Annotated in this window: 15 protein-coding genes; 12 read left to right on the top strand and 3 right to left on the bottom strand. The window is 71.5% G+C overall.

Annotation, left to right across the window (positions count from 1 at the left end; genetic code table 11):
* Window positions 1-71: 71 nt before the first annotated feature.
* A complete protein-coding gene (locus NUM_RS13475) occupies window positions 72-2243 on the bottom strand; it encodes an MMPL family transporter (RefSeq protein ID WP_207125170.1) in 2172 nt (723 codons plus the stop codon).
* 126 nt (window positions 2244-2369) lie between these two features.
* Here NUM_RS13475 and NUM_RS13480 point away from each other — a divergent pair, with 126 nt between their 5' ends.
* The 10 genes from NUM_RS13480 to NUM_RS13525 all read left to right on the top strand — a co-directional run bounded on the left by NUM_RS13480 (window position 2370) and on the right by NUM_RS13525 (window position 14311).
* Window positions 2370-3092, top strand: a complete 723-nt coding sequence (locus tag NUM_RS13480; protein ID WP_207125171.1) for a TetR/AcrR family transcriptional regulator — start codon at window positions 2370-2372, stop codon at window positions 3090-3092.
* 290 nt (window positions 3093-3382) lie between these two features.
* A complete protein-coding gene (locus NUM_RS13485; protein ID WP_207125172.1) occupies window positions 3383-4339 on the top strand; it encodes a tellurite resistance/C4-dicarboxylate transporter family protein in 957 nt (318 codons plus the stop codon).
* Between the two features lie 139 nt (window positions 4340-4478).
* Window positions 4479-8093 (top strand): nitrate reductase subunit alpha, encoded by a 3615-nt coding sequence (locus NUM_RS13490; RefSeq protein WP_370466987.1) that lies wholly within the window; start codon window positions 4479-4481, stop codon window positions 8091-8093.
* 46 nt (window positions 8094-8139) lie between these two features.
* Entirely contained in the window at window positions 8140-9882 is a 1743-nt protein-coding gene (gene narH, locus NUM_RS13495; RefSeq protein ID WP_207125173.1) for a nitrate reductase subunit beta, read from the top strand.
* Window positions 9875-10474 (top strand): nitrate reductase molybdenum cofactor assembly chaperone, encoded by a 600-nt coding sequence (gene narJ / locus NUM_RS13500; RefSeq protein WP_207125248.1) that lies wholly within the window; start codon window positions 9875-9877, stop codon window positions 10472-10474. The genes narH and narJ overlap by 8 nt, the downstream gene beginning before the upstream one ends.
* On the top strand, window positions 10474-11232 hold the full coding sequence (gene narI / locus NUM_RS13505) for a respiratory nitrate reductase subunit gamma (RefSeq protein WP_225918548.1): 759 nt from the start codon (window positions 10474-10476) through the stop codon (window positions 11230-11232). The genes narJ and narI overlap by 1 nt, the downstream gene beginning before the upstream one ends.
* 98 nt (window positions 11233-11330) lie before the next feature.
* The gene (locus NUM_RS13510; RefSeq protein WP_207125174.1) at window positions 11331-11711 is read left to right on the top strand and encodes a RidA family protein; all 381 of its coding nucleotides are present in this window, start codon (window positions 11331-11333) and stop codon (window positions 11709-11711) included.
* Between the two features lie 253 nt (window positions 11712-11964).
* Window positions 11965-13251 carry an MFS transporter gene (locus NUM_RS13515; RefSeq protein ID WP_207125175.1) on the top strand — a complete coding sequence of 429 codons (1287 nt, stop codon included), beginning with the start codon at window positions 11965-11967 and terminating at the stop codon, window positions 13249-13251.
* Window positions 13252-13282: 31 nt separating this feature from the next.
* Window positions 13283-13654, top strand: coding sequence for a DUF427 domain-containing protein (locus NUM_RS13520; RefSeq protein ID WP_207125176.1), 372 nt, complete (start codon window positions 13283-13285; stop codon window positions 13652-13654).
* Between the two features lie 72 nt (window positions 13655-13726).
* Window positions 13727-14311 carry a TetR/AcrR family transcriptional regulator gene (locus NUM_RS13525; protein WP_207125177.1) on the top strand — a complete coding sequence of 195 codons (585 nt, stop codon included), beginning with the start codon at window positions 13727-13729 and terminating at the stop codon, window positions 14309-14311.
* 16 nt (window positions 14312-14327) lie between these two features.
* On the opposite strand, the gene nhaA is transcribed toward NUM_RS13525, so the two are convergent.
* Together nhaA and NUM_RS13535 are read right to left on the bottom strand one after the other, a co-directional pair.
* Entirely contained in the window at window positions 14328-16235 is a 1908-nt protein-coding gene (gene nhaA, locus NUM_RS13530; RefSeq protein WP_207125178.1) for a Na+/H+ antiporter NhaA, read from the bottom strand.
* 191 nt (window positions 16236-16426) lie between these two features.
* Entirely contained in the window at window positions 16427-17008 is a 582-nt protein-coding gene (locus tag NUM_RS13535; protein ID WP_207125245.1) for an HD domain-containing protein, read from the bottom strand.
* 1338 nt (window positions 17009-18346) lie between these two features.
* Here NUM_RS13535 and NUM_RS13545 point away from each other — a divergent pair.
* On the top strand, window positions 18347-18571 hold the full coding sequence (locus NUM_RS13545; RefSeq protein ID WP_207125179.1) for a hypothetical protein: 225 nt from the start codon (window positions 18347-18349) through the stop codon (window positions 18569-18571).
* Window positions 18568-18891: a hypothetical protein gene (locus NUM_RS13550; RefSeq protein WP_207125180.1), complete on the top strand. Its 324-nt coding sequence runs from the start codon at window positions 18568-18570 to the stop codon at window positions 18889-18891. Before NUM_RS13545 ends, NUM_RS13550 begins: the two co-directional genes overlap by 4 nt.
* Window positions 18892-19004: the final 113 nt, after the last annotated feature.

A 19004-nucleotide genomic window follows, 5' to 3' on the forward strand; every position in this document is an offset into this window, starting at 1 on the left:
AGTGGCTGTCGGTGGACCTCGTGCTCGGCTGCGCCGGGCCCCTGATCGGGGTCGCGAGGCCCACCAGCCACTCAGGCGACGGGTTGCGGGGTGCGTTCGGGTTTCGGGGCGCCCTCGACGTCGACGTGCGGCAGGATCCGGTCCAGCCAGCGGGGCAGCCACCAGGCGGAGCGGCCGAGCAGCGACATCACCGCCGGTACCAGGGTCATCCGGACCAGGAAGGCGTCCAGCAGCACGCCGAGCGCCAGCGCGAAGCCCATCGAGGCGACGGTCATGTTGTCGCCGAAGACGAACCCGGCGAACACCGAGATCATGATCAGCGCGGCGGCGGTGACCACCCGGGCGCCGTGCCGGAACCCGGTGCGTACCGCCTGCTGCGGGTCGCCGTGCCGGCTGTGCTCCTCGCGCATCCGGGACACCAGGAACACCTCGTAGTCCATCGCCAGCCCGAACAGCACGCCGATCAGCAGGATCGGCAGGAAGCTGAGCACCCAGCCGGACTCGGCGACGTGGAAGGCGCCGGCGAGCCAGCCCCACTGGTACACCGCGACCACCCCACCGATGGCGGCGAGCAGCGACAGCACGAACCCGACCGCCGCCTTCAGCGGTACCAGCAGCGAGCGGAACGCGAACGCCAGCAGTACCAGCGAGAGCCCGACGACGATGAGCACGAACACCGGCAGCGCGGCGGACAGCCTCGACGAGATGTCGATGTAGAGCGCGGTACTGCCGGTCACGCCGATCCGCGCGCCGGTGGCCCGGTGGATCGAGCCGGCGTCGTCCCGGATCCGCTGCACCAGGTCCTTGGTCTGCTGATCGTTCGGGCCGGACGACGGGATCACGGTGATGATCGCGGTCGTCTTGTCGGCGTTGAACGTCGGCGCGGCCACCGCGGTGACGCCGGTGCCGGCCAGCCGCTGCCGGACCGCGAGGGCGGCCCTCGTCGGGTCGGCGGTGCCGTGCAGGTCGGCGGCGACCACCAGCGGCCCGTTGAAGCCGGGCCCGAAGTTGTCCGCGATCAGCTCGTACGCGGCGCGGCTGCCGGAACCGGCCGGTTCGGCGCCGGCGTCCGGCAGCCCGAGGCTCAGCTTCGGCGCCGGGATGGCCAGCACGCCCAGCACGATCAGCCCGGCGATCAGCACCGGCACCCGGCGGCGGGTGACGAACCCGGCCCAGCGGGCGCCCAGCCCGCGTTCGCCACCGGCACGGTGCTGCCGGCGCCGCAGGATCGGCAGCGGTACGGCGTCGAGCCGGCGCCCGGCGACCGCGAGTAGCGCGGGCAGCAACGTGACGGCGACCAGTACCGAGACGATGACCGTACCGGCGGCGGCCAGGCCCATGATCGTCAGGAACGGGATGTTGACCACCGACAGCGCGGCGAGCGCGATGAACACGGTGGTACCGGCGAACACGACGGCGGAGCCGGCGGTGGCGTTGGCCCGGCCGATCGACTCGCCGACCGGCATCCCGTCGCGCAGCTGGCCGCGGTGCCGGGAGACCACGAACAGCGCGTAGTCGATGCCGACCGCCAGCCCGATCATCAGCGCGAGCACCGGTGCCACGCTGTTCATCGAGATCGCGCCGGACAGCGCGGTGATGCCCAGGTACCCGATGCCGACCCCGACCAGCGCGGTGACCAGCGGCAACAGCGCCGGGATCAGCGAGCCGAAGACGATCAGCAGCACCACCACCGCGACGACCACGCCGATCGCCTCGGTACCGCCGATCTGGGAGGCGTTGCTGAACGCCTGGCCGCCGACCTCGGCGCGCAACCCGTCGTCCCGCAGCTGCCCGGCGAGCTGCCGGATCCGGTCCTTGGTGGCGTCGCCGACCTCCTGGTCGGGCTTCGCGAACTGGATGGAGATGTACCCGGTGCGGTGCTCGCCGCCGGAGATCGTCTTCGCCTGGTACGGGCTGAGCGCGCCGACGACGCCGTCCACCTTGCCGAGCTGGGCGGAGGTGGCGGACACCTGCCGCTGGATGCCCGGTTCGAGCAGGCTGTGCCCGACCGGCGCCTGCACGACGAGCTGCGCGCTGCCGCCGGACGCGGCCGGGAAGCTGCGGTGCAGCTGGTCGATGGTCTGCTGGGCGGGGGTGCCGGGCACGCTGAACGTGTCGGCCAGGGTGCCCTTCAGCGTCACCGCCGCGGTGGCCATGCCCACCAGCACGACCAGCCAGGCGGCGATGACCCACCACCGGCGCCGGTGGGCGAACCGGCCCAGCCGGTAGAGCAGACCAGACATCGACACTCCTCGCTCGACGACCCGTGCGCTCCAGTTTCGCAGGAGTGACTCTCGCGTGCGAGTGACTCCTGTCAATGTGTGGAGCCGGTCACGCCGGTACCCCTCAGCGGGTCATAGGGTGGGCGGATGGTGGCGAAGGCGGACGGGCTGCGGGCGCGCAAGATGGCGCGGACCCGGGAAGGCATCGCCGCCACCGCGCTGGACATGTTCGCCGACCGCGGGTACGAGCAGGTCACCATCGAGGAGATCGCCGCCGCGGCCGAGGTCGCGCCGAGCACCGTCTACCGGCACTTCGCCACGAAGGAGCAACTCGCCCTGCACTACATCGGCGGCGGGCTGGCTGCGGTGCTGGCGCGGCTGCGGGCGATCCCGGTCGACGCACCGATCGGCGACGCGCTGAGCGAGGCGCTGATCGGCGCGCTCGCGCAGTTCGACCAGACCGTCGACGTGCCCCGGGCGCTCGCCGCGCAGGACCTGATGGCGGCGAACCCGGCGGTACGGGCGGCGATGCACGGCGAGGTCGCCGAGTTCCGGCGGGAGCTCGCCGGGGAGATGCGGCACCGGCTGGCCGGTACCGCCGACACCGTCGTCCCGGCGCTGGCCGGCGCGCTGGTGGCCGCGGTGTACGAGCTGGCCCTCGAGGCCTGGTACGCGGCCGGCGGTCGCACCCCCAGCCGGCAGTTCGCCGCGGAGGCGATCGAGGTGCTGGCGCTCGGCGGCATCCCGCTGCCCCGGCAGGACGTCGGCTCCGCCCGCGGCAACCTGGACGCGCTGCTCGCCGCGAACGCCGACACCCCCGCCACCAGCCGGCACCGGGCGGCGAAGGCGGCGCGCGAGTCCGAGCGCTGACGTCCCCGCGCCAGCCGGTCCCGGGCGGCGTGAGGCCGGCGGCTGACGCGATCGCCCGTCCGATTTGCCAATAGCGAGGAAAGGGGTGCGCGCGGCACCGCGCGCTTCTACGCTCCGAAAGGTGACTGTCACCGACCGCAGATCACGTCGGGGCGGGATCGGTGGGCCACGGAGGTACCGCCGGTTCCGCCCGATGCCGCCCCGGTCAAGCCCATGAACCCCGCCGACGTGTTTCGTCCCGCGGAGGCGGCGGCTGGAACCGCCGACGTGTTTTCTCCCGGGGAGGTGGCATGAACGGGGAGTTGGACCGAGTTGCCTCGACCGTGCCGCCGGGGGCCGGAGCGGCGGTGATGGGTACCGCGATCCTGTCCACCGGCATGGCCGGCGTGCCGGTGCTGTGGCTGTCGTACGTGCTGGTCGCGATCGCCGCGGTGCTGTGGCTGGCGCTGGCGGCGCTGTTTCTGACCCGGCTGCTGGTGCACCGGGCCCGCTGGGTGGCGGACGCCGACGTACCGCCGTCGCTGACCGGGGTGGCCGGTACCTGCGTGCTCGGTACCCGGCTGAGCATGCTCGGCTGGCTGCCGGTGTCGGTGGCGCTGCTGGCGCTGGCGGCGGCGCTGTGGCTGGTGCTGCTGCCGCTGGTGCTCCAGCACTGGAAGACGCCGACGGTCGGGGTCAACTTCCTGCTGTGCGTCTCGACCCAGGCGCTCGCGGTGCTGTCCGCCTCGGTGGCGATCGCCGAGCAGCTGCGCTGGCTGGCGGTGGTGGCCGGGGTGTTGTTCCTGGCCGGCCTGGTGGCGTACGTCAGCGTGCTGGTGACGTTCGACTTTCGGCAGGTCGCGCACGGCGCCGGGGACCACTGGGTGGCCGGCGGCGCGCTGGCCATCTCCACCCTGGCGGCCACCAAGCTGTACCTCGCGGCCGGCCTGCTCGGCGTCTCCGGCGGCGTGCTGCGGGTGGTGGCACTGGTGCTGTGGGCGCTCGCCGCCGGCTGGTACCTGGTGCTCGCGGTCGGCGAGGCGATCTGGCGCCGGCCGCACTACGACGTGCGTCGCTGGTCGACGGTGTTCCCGCTCGGGATGACCGCGACCGCCGCCATCAATCTCGGGGTCGCGGCGCAGCTGCCGGGGATCCGTACGGCCGGGCAGGTGTTGATCTGGCCGGCGCTCGCGGTGTGGGCGGCGGTCGCGTACGGCGCGGCGAACAAGCTGCGCAGCGCAGCACTCGACGTGAGGGGGACCCCGTGACGCTCGACCGCGACGGTACCGGCGATGGGAAGGGAACCCCGTGACGATCGAACGCGACGGTACCGGCGGCCCGCTCCCCAGCGACGGCCGGATCGCGCCCACGGCCGGCCCGGTCGACGACGGGGCGTTGCAGGCGGCGCTGCTGCGGGCCGGGCGGTTGCTGACCCGGCGCGAGGTCTCATCGGACCTGCACGACGTGTACCGCCGGGGCGGCCGGGAGGGGGATGCCTTCTACCGCAACCGGTGGGCGCACGACAAGGTGGTGCGCTCGACGCACGGGGTCAACTGCACCGGCTCGTGTTCCTGGCAGGTGTACGTGTCCGACGGGGTGATCACCTGGGAGGCGCAGGAGACCGACTACCCGTCGGTGGGGCCGAACTCGCCGGAGTACGAGCCGCGCGGCTGCCCGCGCGGTGCCGCGTTCTCCTGGTACACCTACTCGCCGAGCCGGGTCCGCTACCCGTACGTGCGCGGGGTGCTGCTGGACATGTACCGGGAGGCGCGGCACCGGCTGGGTGACCCGGTGGAGGCGTGGGCCGAGATCACCGCCGATCCGGACCGGCGGCGGCGGTACCAGCGGGCCCGCGGCAAGGGCGGGCTGGTCCGGGCGTCCTGGGACGAGGCGCTGGAGATCGCCGCGGCGGCGCACGTGCACACGATCAAGCGGTACGGGCCGGACCGGATCGCCGGGTTCTCCCCGATCCCGGCGATGTCGATCGTCTCGCACGCCGCCGGCTCGCGTTTCGTCGAGCTCATCGGCGGGGTGATGACCTCGTTCTACGACTGGTACGCGGATCTGCCGGTGGCGAGCCCGCAGGTGTTCGGTGACCAGACCGACGTGCCGGAGTCGGGTGACTGGTGGAACGCCGCCTACCTGGTGATGTGGGGCTCGAACGTGCCGGTGACCCGCACGCCGGACGCGCACTGGATGTCCGAGGTGCGCTACCGCGGCACGAAGGTGGTCGTGGTCTCGCCGGACTACGCGGACAACACCAAGTTCGCGGACGCCTGGCTGCCGGCACAGCCCGGTACCGACGCGGCGCTCGCGATGGCGATGGGGCACGTGATCCTGCGCGAGTTCTTCGTGGACACCCGGGTCGACTTCTTCACCGACTTCGCCTGTCGCTTCACCGATCTGCCGTTCCTGGTCACGCTGTCCACACAGGACGACGGGTACCTGCCGGGCAAGTTCCTGACCGCCGCCGACCTCGGTGACACCGCGCCGGAGGCGCGGCACAAGACCGTCCTGCTCGACTCGGCGACCGGGGAACCGGTGGTGCCCAACGGATCGCTGGGTTTCCGCTACGCCGACTCGGGCGTGGGGAAGTGGAACCTCGACCTCGGCGACGTGCAGCCGGCGCTGTCGATGTCCGGCCCCGGTACCCAGGCGGTCGAGGTGCTGCTGCCCCGGTTCGACGCCGACGGGGTGCTGCGCCGCGGGGTGCCGGCCCGGGAGATCAACGGCACGCTCGTCACCACCGTCTTCGACCTGATGCTGGCGCAGTACGGGGTGTCCCGGCCGGGGTTGCCGGGTGACTGGCCGACCGGCTACGAGGACGCGAGCCAGCCGTACACGCCGGCCTGGCAGGAACCGATCACCTCGGTACCGGCCGGCGCGGCGGAACGGATCGCCCGCGAGTTCGCCGACTCGGCCCGGCGGTCCGGCGGCCGGTCGATGATCATCATGGGCGCCGGCGTGTGCCAGTGGTTCCACGGCGACGCGGCGTACCGGGCGATCCTGACGCTGCTGATGCTCACCGGCAGCATGGGCCGCAACGGCGGCGGCTGGGCGCACTACGTCGGCCAGGAGAAGTGCCGGCCGCTGACCGGCTGGCAGACCATGGCGATGGCGCTGGACTGGACCCGGCCGCCACGGCAGATGATCGGCACCGGCTACTGGTACCTGCACGCCGACCAGTGGCGCTACGACGGCTACCCGGCGAACGCGCTCGCCTCGCCGCTGGCCCGCGGGATGCTCGACGGGATGCACACCGCGGACACCCTGGCGCTGTCGGCGCGGCTGGGCTGGATGCCGTCGTACCCGCAGTTCGACGCGAACCCGCTGGACCTGGCCGAGCTGGCGGGCGACGATCCGGCCGGCTACGTCGCGGACCGGTTGACCAGCGGCGGGTTGCGGTTCGCGGCGGAGGATCCGGACGACCCGCGCAACTGGCCGCGGGTGCTGAACCTGTGGCGCGCCAACCTGTTCGGCTCGTCCGGCAAGGGCAACGAGTACCTGCTCAAGCACCTGCTGGGCACCGGCACCGCGCAGGTACGTTCCGGCGAGACGCCGCCGGAGCACCGGCCGCGCGACGTGGTCTGGCGCGACGAGGCGCCCGAGGGAAAGCTCGACCTGCTGGTGTCGGCGGACTTCCGGATGACCTCGACCTCGCTGCTGTCCGACGTGCTGTTCCCGGCCGCCACCTGGTACGAGAAGCACGACCTGTCGTCGACCGACATGCACCCGTACGTGCACGCGTTCAACCCGGCGATCGACCCGCCGTGGCAGGCCCGGACCGACTACGCGTTGTTCGGTGCGCTGGCCGACCGGTTCAGTGAGCTGGCCGCCGACCATCTGGGCAAGCGGCGCGACCTGGTGGTCACCGCGATGCAGCACGACACGCCGGGGGAGACCGCGCAACCGGGCGGCGTGGTACCGGACTGGCGGCGCGACGGCGAGCGACCGGTGCCGGGCAGGACCATGCCGGCGGTGACGGTGGTGGAGCGCGACTACGCCGCGATCGGGCAGAAGTGGCGGGCGCTCGGGCCGCTCACCGAGCGGCTGGGCCTGCCGAACAAGGGCGTCACGTACCACCCGGACGAGGAGGTGGCGCAGCTCGCCGCGCACGGCGGGGTGATGTCGTCCGGCGTGGCGGCCGGCCGGCCGGCGCTGGACACTGCGGCGAAGATGGCCGAGGCGGTGCTGGCGCTGTCCGCCACCACCAACGGAAGGCTTGCCGAGCAGGGGTTCCGAGCGCTGGAGGAGCGGGTCGGCAAGTCGCTCGCCGACCTCGCCGATCCGGACAGCCGGATCACCTTCGCCGACACCCAGGCCGGCCCGGTACCGGTGCACGCGAGCCCGGAGTGGTCCGGCAGCGAGAAGGGCGGCCGGCGGTACGCGCCGTTCACCGTCAACGTGGAGCGCGGCAAACCGTGGCACACGCTGACCGGCCGGATGCACTTCTTCCTGGACCACGACTGGATGGCCGAGTTCGGTGAGCAGCTGCCGATCTACCGCGCCCCGCTGGACATGTCGGCGCTGTTCGGCGAGCCGCGCATCGGGCCGGACGGCGCGAGCGTGACGGTGCGGTACCTGACGCCGCACTCGAAGTGGTCGATCCACTCGGAGTACCAGGACAACCTGCTGATGCTGTCGCTGTCCCGCGGCGGGCCGACGGTGTGGCTGTCGGTCGCGGACGCCGAGGCGATCGGGGCCGCCGACAACGACTGGGTGGAGGCGGTCAACCGCAACGGAATCCTGGTCTGCCGGGCGATCGTCAGCCACCGGATGCCGACCGGCACCGCGTTCGTCTACCACGCGCAGGAACGCACCATCGACGTACCGATCTCCGAGGCCGGCGGGCGGCGCGGCGGCATGCACAACTCGCTGACCCGGGTGCTGGTCAAGCCGACGCACCTGATCGGTGCGTACGGGCAGTTGTCGTTCGCGTTCAACTACCTCGGCCCGACCGGCAACCAGCGCGACGAGATCACCGTCGTCCGCCGCCGCAGCCAGGAGGTCCGGTACCGATGAACGGCGGCATGCGGCCGGATCGGACCCGAACGGAGGTGGCGCGCTGATGCGAGTGATGGCGCAGGTCGGCATGGTGATGAACCTGGACAAGTGCATCGGCTGCCACACCTGCTCGGTGACCTGCAAGCAGACCTGGACCAACCGGGCCGGCATGGAGTACGTCTGGTTCAACAACGTGGAGACCCGGCCGGGGCTGGGGTACCCGCGCCGGTACGAGGATCAGGAGAAGTTTCGTGGGGGCTGGGTGCGCACCGGCCGCGGGAAGCTGAAGCCGCGCTCCGGCGGGCGGTTCAAGCGGTTGCTGTCCATCTTCGCCAATCCGGTGCTGCCCAACATCTCCGACTACTACGAGCCCTGGACCTACGACTACGAGAAGCTCATCGACGCGCCGCTGGGCGACGACTTCCCGGTCGCCCGGCCGAAGTCGCTGCTGACCGGCGAGGACACCCAGATCACCTGGAGCGCCAACTGGGACGACGATCTGGGTGGCGCGCCGCAGCACGCACCGGACGACCCGGTGCTGCAACGGATGCGGACCAAGGCGAACGAGGACGTGCGGCTGGAGTACGAGAAGGCGTTCATGTTCTACCTGCCGCGGATCTGCGAGCACTGCCTCAACCCGTCCTGCATGGCGTCCTGCCCGTCCGGCGCGATCTACAAGCGCACCGAGGACGGCATCGTCCTGGTCGACCAGGACCGCTGCCGGGGCTGGCGGATGTGCGTCACCGGCTGCCCGTACAAGAAGATCTACTTCAACCACCGCACCGGCAAGGCGGAGAAGTGCACGCTGTGCTATCCGCGGATCGAGGTCGGGTTGCCGACGGTGTGCTCGGAGACCTGCGTCGGCCGCCTGCGCTACCTCGGCCTGTTCCTGTACGACGCGGACCGGGTCGGCGAGGCCGCCGCCACCGAGGACGAGCAGCAGCTCTACCCCGCCCAGCTGGACCTGTTGCTGGACCCCGACGACGACGAGGTGATCGCGGCGGCCCGCCGGGACGGCATCCCGGAGGACTGGCTGGCCGCCGCGCGTCGCTCCCCGGTGTACCGGCTGGCGAAGACCTACCGGATCGCGCTGCCGCTGCATCCGGAGTTCCGCACCATGCCGATGGTCTGGTACGTGCCGCCGCTGTCGCCGGTGGTGGACGTGTTGTCCCGCACCGGGCACGACGGTGAGGACGCGGGCAACCTGTTCGGCGCGATCGACACCCTGCGCATCCCGATCGGGTACCTGGCCGAGCTGTTCACCGCCGGCGACCCGGCACCGGTCGCCTCGGCGTTGCGCCGGCTCGCCGCGATGCGCTCGTACCTGCGGGCGGACAACCTGGGCGAGACCCCGGACGAGTCGATCCCCGCGGCGGTCGGGATGACCGGGGCACAGTTGCAGGAGATGTACAGGTTGCTCGCGGTCGCGAAGTACGAGGACCGCTACGTGATCCCGACCGCGCACGCCGAGCAGGCCGCGCAGCTGGACGAGCTGGGCTGCTCGCTGGAGACCGAGGGCGGCCCCGGCATGTACGGCTCGGGCCCGTTCGGCGAGGCCTCGGGCCGGCCGGTACCGGTGTCGATCGAGACGTTCCATGCGTTGCGGCAGCGGCAGGAGAGCGATGGACGCTCCGACACCGAACACCGCTACAACCTGCTCAACTGGGATGGTTCCGGCCGCCCGGAGGGCATGTTCCCAGCCCCGAGCGAGCCGCCCGCGGCCGTCGAACGTGGTGCTCCGGGCCCGGATCCGGGTGCCGGTCGGCCACCCGGCGGGCACGACGCGGGGGAGTCGGGCCGTGGCTGACCGGGACCGTACCGTCTGGCAGGCGGGGGCGCTGCTGCTGTGCTATCCGGACCGCCGGCTGCGGGAACTGCTCCCGCTGTTGCGGGACGCGACCGCCGGCATCGCGCCGCTGGCCCGGTTCGTCGCCACGCTCGGCGCGACCCCACTGGCCGCGCTGCAGTCGTCCTATGTGGACACATTCGACTTCCGGAAGCGGTGCTGCCTCTACCTGACCTGGTACTCCGACGGCGACACCCGGCGCCGCGGCGGCTCGCTCGCGGCGCTGAACCGGCGGTACGCGGCGCACGGGTTCGCCGTCGCGGCGGGGGAGCTGCCCGACTTCCTGCCCGCGGTGTGCGAGTTCGCCGCGCACGCGCCGGAAGGGGTGGGTCGCGAACTGCTGGTCGAGCACCGGGCCGGGTTGGCGCTGCTGCGGTTGGCGCTGACCGACGCCGGCTCGCCGTACGCGGACGTGCTCACCGCGCTGTGCGACACGCTGCCCGGCGAGCAGCCCGCCGACCGGGCCGCCGCGCTGGCGCTGGCCCGTACCGGCCCGCCGACCGAGACCGTCGGCATCGACCTGCCACTCCAGCCGTACCAGAGGGGTACCTGATGGACATCGTGTTGTGGGCGGCGCTGCCGTACCTGATGGTGGTGGTGCTGGTGGGCGGCACCATCTGGCGCTACCGCTACGACCAGTTCGGCTGGACCACCCGCTCGTCCCAGCTGTACGAGTCGCGGCTGCTGCGGTTCGCCTCGCCGCTGTTCCACTTCGGCCTGCTGTTCGTGGTGCTCGGTCACCTGATGGGCCTGGTGGTACCGCAGTCGTGGACCGCCGCGCTCGGGCTGTCCGAGAACGGCTACCACGCGCTGGCGCTCACCCTCGGCGGCGTCGCCGGCATCGGTACCCTCGCCGGGATCGTGCTGCTGATCGTGCGTCGCCGCACCACCGGCCCGGTGTTCATGGCCACCACCCGCAACGACAAGGCGATGTACGTGGTGCTCGTCGCCGCGATCCTGGCCGGGCTGTGGGTGACGCTGGTGTTCAACGCGATCGAGCGGGCGTCGACCGGCGGCTACAACTACCGTGCCACGGTCGGGCCGTGGTTCCGGTCGCTGTTCTGGTTCCAGCCGGACGTCGGCAAGATGACCGCCGCGCCGGTCGACTACCGGATCCACACCCTGATCGGGATGCTGCTGCTGACGATCTTCCCGTTCACCCGGCTGGTGCACGCGTTCACCGCGCCGGTGCACTACCTGTTCCGGCCGTACCTGGTGTACCGGTCCCGGGACGCCGCCGGTCCGCGCGGTGCCGGTGCCTCGACCGCCCGCGCCTGGTCCCCGGTCGGTACCCGCGACCGCACCCGCTGACCGCAGCGCGGCGCCGGCAGGCTCGTGTCACGATCGGTGCGAGGTCGGTTCAGAATGGCGTGGCCGACAGTCCACTCCGACCTCTCCAGGAGACGCTCGTGCCCAGAGTCGCCGTCGACACCCCGGAGGCCACCGCCGTCGGGCCGTACTCGCAGGCCATCGACACCGGTGACCTGGTGCTGCTGTCCGGGCAGACTCCGCTGGACCCCGACACCGGTGCCCTGGTGGAGGGCGGGATCGAGGCGCAGACCCGGCAGTGCCTCGCCAACCTCTTCGCGGTGCTCGCCGCGGCCGGGCTGTCGCCCGCCGCCGTGGTGAAGTGCACCGTGTACCTGACCGACATGGCCGACTTCGCGGCGATGAACGCGGAGTACGCGCGGCACTTCGACCAGCCGTACCCGGCGCGCACCACCATCGGGGTCGCCGCGCTGCCGCTCGGAGCGGCGATCGAGATCGAGGTCATCGCCGAGAACAGCTGAGCGTACGGCCGGGGTCGCGCCGGTCGGGGTTCGCCGCAGGCCGGGCGAGGCAGGTCGCCGGGGCCGGGCGAGACAGGCCGCGCGGGCCGCGAGGCAGGTCGCTGCGGGCCGGGCGAGGCAGGTCACATAGCCGGTTCGGCCGGAACGGTTGCCTGCCCAGACAGAGCTGTCTAGTGTCGGTATCTGATTAGACAGACCTGTCTGTTCGTGAACTGCCGCCGGCGGTCCGCGACCGGACCCTCCGGGGGAACCGATGACCAGCGCGACCCTGTCCGACCTCCGCCGCCCCACCGGCACGCGGCACCCGACCGCGGCGCTGCTGCTGCTCGCCTCGATCGTGGTCACCCTGCTCGCCGCCTCCGCGGCACCGACCCCGCTGTACGCGACGTATGCCGCGGAATGGCACTTCTCGCCGATCACCACGACCGTGGTGTTCGGCACCTACGCCCTCGCCGTACTGGTGTCGTTGCTGCTGCTCGGCCGCATCTCCGACCATCTCGGCCGGCGCCCCGTCCTGCTCGTCTCGCTCGGGATCGCGGTCGTCGCGATGATCGTGTTCCTGACCGCCGGCAGCGTGCCCGCGCTGCTCGTCGCCCGGGCCGTGCAGGGCGTCGCGACCGGCGCCGCCATCGGTGCGGTCGGCGCCGGCATGCTCGACCTGCACAAGGAGCGCGGCGCGCTGGCCAACTCGGTCGCGCCCGGCGTCGGTACCGCCGTCGGGGTGGTCGGTTCGGCGGCCGTGGTCCAGTTCCTGCCGTTCCCGACCCACCTGATCTACCTGCTGCTCATCGCCGTGTACCTGGCCCAGGCGGTCGGTGTACTGCTGCTGCGGGAGACGGTGACCCGGGCGCCCGGCGCGCTGCGCAGCCTGCGCCCGGAACTGAGCCTGCCGCGCGCGACCCGCGGCGCGGTCGCGGTGGCCGCGCCGGTGCTGTTCGCGGTCTGGTCGCTGGTCGGCTTCTACGGCGCCCTCGCGCCGGGCATCGTCGCCGGCATGGCCCACTCGCACGCCCCGCTGCTGGGCGGGCTGGGACTGTTCCTCGCCGCGGCCGTCGGCACCATCCCGGTGCTCGCGCTGCGCACCGTGCCCGCCCGTACCGTGCTCTACCTCGGGACCATCGGGCTGCTCGCCGGCATCGCGCTGGTGGTCGGCTCGGTGTCCGCCGGCTCCGCGGTCGGGTTCTTCGTCGGTACCGCCATCGCCGGGCTCGGCTTCGGCGCCGGCTTCCAGGGCGGCATCCGTACCGTGGTGCCGCTGGCCGCGCCGCACGAGCGCGCCGGCGTGCTGTCCCTGCTGTACATCGTCTGCTACCTGGGCATGGGCGGGCCGGCGGTGCTCGGCGGCATCCTCGCGGTACGGCTGGGCAGCCTGCCGGCCGCGGCCCGCGACTACGGCATCGGGGTGCTCGTCCTCGGTGCGCTCGCGCTCGCCGGCCTGCTGCTGCGCCGCCCGCGCCGAGCCGCGCCGGTGACGGAGCGTCCGCACGGGCGACCCGGGGCAGACTGCCCGCAAGCCCTGGCCGATCCGGTCCGGCAGTAGCACGATCGAAGGTCGAGACGGAGGAGAGACGATGGCACGCGAACGCAAGATTCCGGGGCCGGATCACCCGATCACGGTGACACCGTCGACCGCCCGGGTGGTGGTGCGGCTCGGCGACACGGTGCTCGCCGACACGACGGCGTCGGTCGAGTTGCGCGAGGCCGGCTACCCGCCGGTGCACTACCTGCCGCCGAACGCGCTGGACCCGGCGGTGCTGCGGCCGACCGACACCACGACGTACTGCCCGTACAAGGGCGAGGCGTCCTACTACACGCTGGCGGTGGACGGCGCCGAAGCGGTGGACGCGGTCTGGACGTACCGGACGCCGTACCCCGCGGTCGAGCAGATCGCCGGGCACCTGGCGTTCTATCCGAACAAGGTGGACATCACCGTCGAGCCGTGAATCGGCCGGCAGCGGGGTGGCCGAGCGGGGCGGGCCGCGGGAACATCGGGGTCGGGTACGGAGGTGGGTGCGATGGCGACGAGGGCGGAGCAGGGCGCGGCACGGAAGCCGCCCCGGGAGCGGCTGCTCGCGGCGGCGAACGAGCTGTTCTACGCCGAGGGCGTACACACCGTCGGCATCGACCGGATCATCGAGCGGGCCGGCGTCGCCAAGGCGTCGCTGTACAGCACGTTCGGCAGCAAGGACGAGCTGGTCCGGTCGTACCTGGCGGGCCGGCACGCGCGCATCGCCGACCGGGTCGCCGCCGCCATCGCGCGGCACGACACCCCGCGCGAGCAGATCCTCGCCATCTTCGACTCGCAGGCCGAGACCTGCGCCGCCCCGGGCTTCAACGGCTGCCCGTTCGTGGCCGCGAGCGCCGAGTCACCGCGCGGCGGCGTGGTCGAGGAGGAGACCGACCGGTACCGGGCGTGGCTGCGCGGCGTGTTCGCCGACCTGGCGGCGAGGGCCGGGGTGGCCGATCCGACGGCCGTCGCGCACGCCCTGCACGTCATCTACGACGGTACGAGCGTCTCGGCCCGGATGGACCACGACGCGGCGACGGTGTCCCGCACCGCCCGCACCGCCGCGATCGCCCTCCTCGACGCGGCCACCTGACGCCGCCCGGCCGCGGTCACGCGGGTTCGGGGTCGGTGCCGATGGTGCGGATCATGGCGCGGGCCTTGGCGGTCTTGACCGCCGCGGTCAACGACTCGATGTCGTAGGCGCCGTAGTGCCGGCGGCCGTTGATGAAGAACGTCGGGGTGCCGGAGACGCCGGACAGCTGCGCCGACTCGACGTCGTCGGCGACCCGGGACTGCACCCACCGGCCGCGCAGGTCGGCCTTGAACTTCTCCACGTCCAGTCCCAGCGTCTCGGCGTGCCGCAACAGGTCGGTCGGCCGCAACTCGTCCTGGTGGTCGAACAGCAGGTCGTGCATCGGCCAGAACGCGCCCTGCTTGCCGGCCGCCTCGGTCGCCTTCGCGGCGAGGTACGCGCGCGGGTGCACGTCGCGCAGCGGCAGGTGCCGCCACACGTACCGGATCTCGGCGTGCCCGGCGAGCAGGTCGCGCACCACCGGCTCGGCCTGCCCGCAGTACGGGCACTCGAAGTCGCCGTACTCGACGATGGTCACCGGCGAGGTCGCGGGCCCGCGCACGTGGTCCCGGTCGTCGGCGACCGGCACGGCGAGGTCGACCAGGGTCTCGCCGGTACCGAGCAGGGCCCGGCTGCGGGGCAGCGGGGCGAGGCGCCCGGTCACCGCGAACACCGCCCAGGACAGCAGTGCCGCGCACAGCGCCGCGGACAGCACGCCGAGCTTCGCCTCGGCCAGCTGCTCGCCGTGGAACGCCAGCGTGGCGATCAGCAGCGACACGGTGAAGCCGATCCCGGCGATGGCGCCGCCGCCGGCGATCGCGGCCCAGCCGACCGGCGGCTGCAGCCGGCCGCGGCTGATCCGGTTCGCCAGCCAGCTGACGCCGAGGATGCCGATCGGCTTGCCCAGCACGTACCCGAACAGGATGCCCAGCGTGATCGGCGAGGTGTACGCGGTGGCGAGAAACCCTCCGTTGATCGGGATGCCCGCGTTGGCCAGCGCGAACACCGGCACGATCAGGTAGCTGGTCCACGGGTGGAACAACTGCTGCAGCCGCTCGTTCGGTGACAGCGCGGCGGCGAGCCCGGCCCGGGCGGTACGAGCCAGTTCCGGCGTCGGCTGTTCCCGGAACGAGCGGAACAGGCCGGTGGCGCGTTCCAGGTCGTCGCTGGCGGGCGGGTACGCCGCGGTCAGCAGGCCGACGGCGAGCCCGGCGACGACCGGTTCCACGTCCGCCGCCCGCAGCGCACCCCACACGACCAGCGCCAGTACGACGGTCACTACGCCCATGATCCGGCCGGCGATCGGCAGCCGCCGCAGCACCAGCAGCAGCACGAACGCGCCGATCGCGACCAGCACCGGTACCAGCGTGACGTGGCCGCTGTAGAAGAACGTGATGACGGCGAGCGCGACGAGGTCGTCGACCACCAGCACGGTGAGCAGGAACGCGCGGATCCGGTCCGGCAGCCGGCGGCCGACCAGCGCGAGCAGTCCGAGCGCGAACGCGGTGTCGGTCGACATCGCCGCGCCCCAGCCGTGCACGGACGGCTGGCCGGCGTTGATCGCCAGGTAGATGACGATCGGTACGGCCATTCCGCCGAGCCCGGCGAGCAGCGGCAGCGTGATCCGCCGCCGGTCGCGCAGCTCGCCCATGTCGAACTCGCGCCGCGCCTCCAGCCCGACCACGAAGAAGAACAGCGCCATCAGGCCGCCGTTGATCCACTCCCGCAGGCCCTGGGTGATGCCCATGTCGCCGAACCGGACCGCGAGCTCGGTGCCGAAGAACCGTTCGTACCCGGCGCCGTCGACGTTGGCCCACAGCAGGGCCGCCACCGCGGCGACCACCAGTACGGTGGCGCTGCCCGACTCGGTCTGTAGGAAACTGCGCAGCGCGGTTTCCCGGTTCGTCCCGGCGCTGCGCGCAGACCAGCGCCCCGACTCGGTCATCGTCTGGATCCGTTCGCGTGCACGTCCCCAGCCTGCCAACTCCGACCCGCCCCGCGGGCCCGATCGCCGCCGAACCTTCACCCAGATCACAGCCGGCGCGGACGGTGGTCGCGCACCGCCGCCGACCGGCTGCGGACCGTCCGGGCCGCCGCCGGCTTGCTGACATTCGCGTCTCGTCCGAGTCGGACTTGTCAGTCGGTCCCCGCGAACGTTCGCTGCCACCGCAGCGTGTCGCCGCGCAGCGCCTCCTCGGCCAGCCGCCGTGCCGAGTCGGTCTTCAGCGCAGCCAGCGAGGAGTCGATCCACGGCTGTACGTTCTGGTAGCCAGCCTCGCGGTACTCGACGGCCTGGACGAGGCATTCCAGCTTGTCGGCGTCCCGGGCCACGATCGCCTCGATGGTCTGGCGAGCCTCGTACTCGTCGACCACAGACTGGATCATGGCGCGCACAGGTTCCGGCGCGGAGGCGATCTGGTCGGCCGTGATCTTCTCGTTCGGAGTCGCATCGAGATAACGCCGACCGATGTGCGGGATGTCGGTAACTCGGGTCTCCTGCGAATCGTGCAACAGTCCCATCAGACCGACCCGGGAGGCGTCCGCCCCCTCCATCGCGGCCAACACGGCACCGATGATGCCGACCCGGAACGAGTGCTCGGCGACCGTCTCGGGACTCTTCTCGCCGACGAACCACCATCCGGTGCGCGCGGCACGCTTGAGCACGCCAGCCTCGAAGATGAAGCTCATCGCACCAGCAGCCTCCGCGTCAGCCATCACCAGACTCTCCCGCCCGTGGTCAAACCCCTGTACCCGCAGACCGTAGAGTACGGCGGTCAGGTCTCTCCTGGACCTTTCCGACAGCTCCGCGGCGTCCATGAGACGTTCGGCGCGAGTAACCAGCAACGATGCGGTGTCAGCTGCCGCTTGGGCAACGCCTGGACGTGCCTGCATCAGCGCCCACAAGGTGTGCACATTCAGATCGATGAACGCGTGATCGGCGTCGAGCCGATCAGCGATGTGTCGCAGCAACGTCGTCCCACGCCACCGTAGCGACGAGTCCGCCATGAACCGGTCGTCTGGCTGTTGCTGGTCGATCTCGCCGACCCAGAATGCCCAATAGTTCAGTCCCGCCAACTCCGATTGATCGTCGCAGTGAGCATGGGTGATGAAGTCGCGGAGCGGCTGGCGGTCACCTTGCCGGGCAAGGGAGGTGGCAACAGATCGTGCATCCACCCAGCGTGGAGTCCATGGCTGTGCACGGTGGAAGTAGGGAAAGGTGCCCGCCGGTGCGAGCCAGGCAGCCGGCGCTCCGGTTCGATCGAGGCTGCCCAGGTAACACGCCTGTCGATGCAACAGGATCACATCATCGTTTGAAGCGGCGCGATCCGCGAGCATCCGAAGGTTCTCGAAGAACCGCCGGCGGTCTGCGGCATCGAGCGAGGGGCCGGCAGCGGTCGGGCCGCGCCGTTCAGCAGGGGACAGATTGGCATGCTGGATGATTCGTGGCTCAGCTCCGGACACCGCCCAGCTGATCAGATCGGTCACTGCGTGGTTCAGCACCGACCAGCCAAGCGGATGATTGTCGACGGCGTCTGCGGGGTCAGAATCGAGGATCTGTCCGATCAGCAGGTCGGCTTCAGCTGCTCGGTCCAGCGCGTGCAAGAGAGTCCGGTGGCCACCGAGACGGACCAGACGCTGACGGATGGCGAGCGAATACCCATGCGGTACGGCGGTGAACGATCGGCGAGAAGACTCCCAACCCTGGACAGTGCCACGATCGACGCCGAGGTGCTCGGCGAGTTGTTCCTGACTCGCCGGGATTGACTCACGGATCAGCTTCATCAGGTAGCCGGTGACGACCCCGCGGCGCGGTCTCGATACTGGCATGTCGCACCTCTGCGCGTACTGACGGTCGGCGTTCCGGCGGGTCGTGGGCTTGATGAATCAACGAAGGTCCGATTACTCGTACCCATGGTGAGTCGTCCGCGGATCGCCCTGATCGTAGCGTGAACCTCACTGACGGTTCGAGTTGAGTGAGCGAACGAAGTGAGCGAGAACTTGGCGTGGATTCGGCCGGAGCTACGGAACCTACGTCATTCAGAAGAGGAGGGAATCGTGTTGCGACCTGCCGCGATGTCACCGCATGAAGCGCCGACGCTCGGTGTGGGTGTTGGCCAGACCATCCGCGTGCATGCTTTCGGACGGATCCGCGCCTCGGCCATCCGTTCTGGGCGGGGCTGGATCGTCAACGCGGGGGGCGACCAGTACGAGGCGAGAACACTCGACGAGGTCATTGCCAGCCTTGGGCTGCTGCCCGACCACCACGCGGGGCGGCAATGACCACGCTGGTGAGCCTGGCTGAGGAGCTGGGCATTTCGCGACATGCCGTCTTCACGCTCGCCGGCAACCTGATCGACAGGCACGGCTACCGCCGGGTCGTCGTCGATTCGCGTACCTCGGAGATCACGGCTGACGCGGAGCGAGCCATTCGCGCGTACATGCGCGGGTTGATCAATGTCATCGTGATCCACAACAGTTCGTGCCGTGGCCCGGTCGAACTGGCCGGGGACCGCTGGGAGGAAGATCCTCGGCCTGGCAGTGACGTCGACGGGACGCACGCGAGCTGGTTGGAGGGCCCAGACCGCGCGGTGGCGCCGTAAGAGCGCGACTCCCGCTTCGGGTCATGGGACGGGGTTGACGGGTGGGGTCGGGCGGGCCATGCTGCGGCAAGAACTTTCGTAGGATCGTTTCGAAAAGTCGATAACCGTCAGTC

The organism is Actinocatenispora comari (genome assembly GCF_017312725.1).
Classification (GTDB): domain Bacteria; phylum Actinomycetota; class Actinomycetes; order Mycobacteriales; family Micromonosporaceae; genus Actinocatenispora; species Actinocatenispora comari.

Excerpts from the sequence above, each read along its gene's own strand:
- narI (WP_225918548.1), top strand. The coding sequence starts at position 10,474 with ATGGACATCGTGTTGTGGGCGGCGCTGCCGTACCTGATGGTGGTGGTG.
- NUM_RS13475 (WP_207125170.1), bottom strand. The coding sequence starts at position 2,243 with ATGTCTGGTCTGCTCTACCGGCTGGGCCGGTTCGCCCACCGGCGCCGG.
- narH (WP_207125173.1), top strand. The coding sequence starts at position 8,140 with ATGCGAGTGATGGCGCAGGTCGGCATGGTGATGAACCTGGACAAGTGC.
- NUM_RS13485 (WP_207125172.1), top strand. The coding sequence starts at position 3,383 with ATGAACGGGGAGTTGGACCGAGTTGCCTCGACCGTGCCGCCGGGGGCC.
- nhaA (WP_207125178.1), bottom strand. The coding sequence starts at position 16,235 with ATGACCGAGTCGGGGCGCTGGTCTGCGCGCAGCGCCGGGACGAACCGG.
- NUM_RS13515 (WP_207125175.1), top strand. The coding sequence starts at position 11,965 with ATGACCAGCGCGACCCTGTCCGACCTCCGCCGCCCCACCGGCACGCGG.
- NUM_RS13525 (WP_207125177.1), top strand. The coding sequence starts at position 13,727 with ATGGCGACGAGGGCGGAGCAGGGCGCGGCACGGAAGCCGCCCCGGGAG.
- NUM_RS13480 (WP_207125171.1), top strand. The coding sequence starts at position 2,370 with ATGGTGGCGAAGGCGGACGGGCTGCGGGCGCGCAAGATGGCGCGGACC.
- NUM_RS13550 (WP_207125180.1), top strand. The coding sequence starts at position 18,568 with ATGACCACGCTGGTGAGCCTGGCTGAGGAGCTGGGCATTTCGCGACAT.
- NUM_RS13520 (WP_207125176.1), top strand. The coding sequence starts at position 13,283 with ATGGCACGCGAACGCAAGATTCCGGGGCCGGATCACCCGATCACGGTG.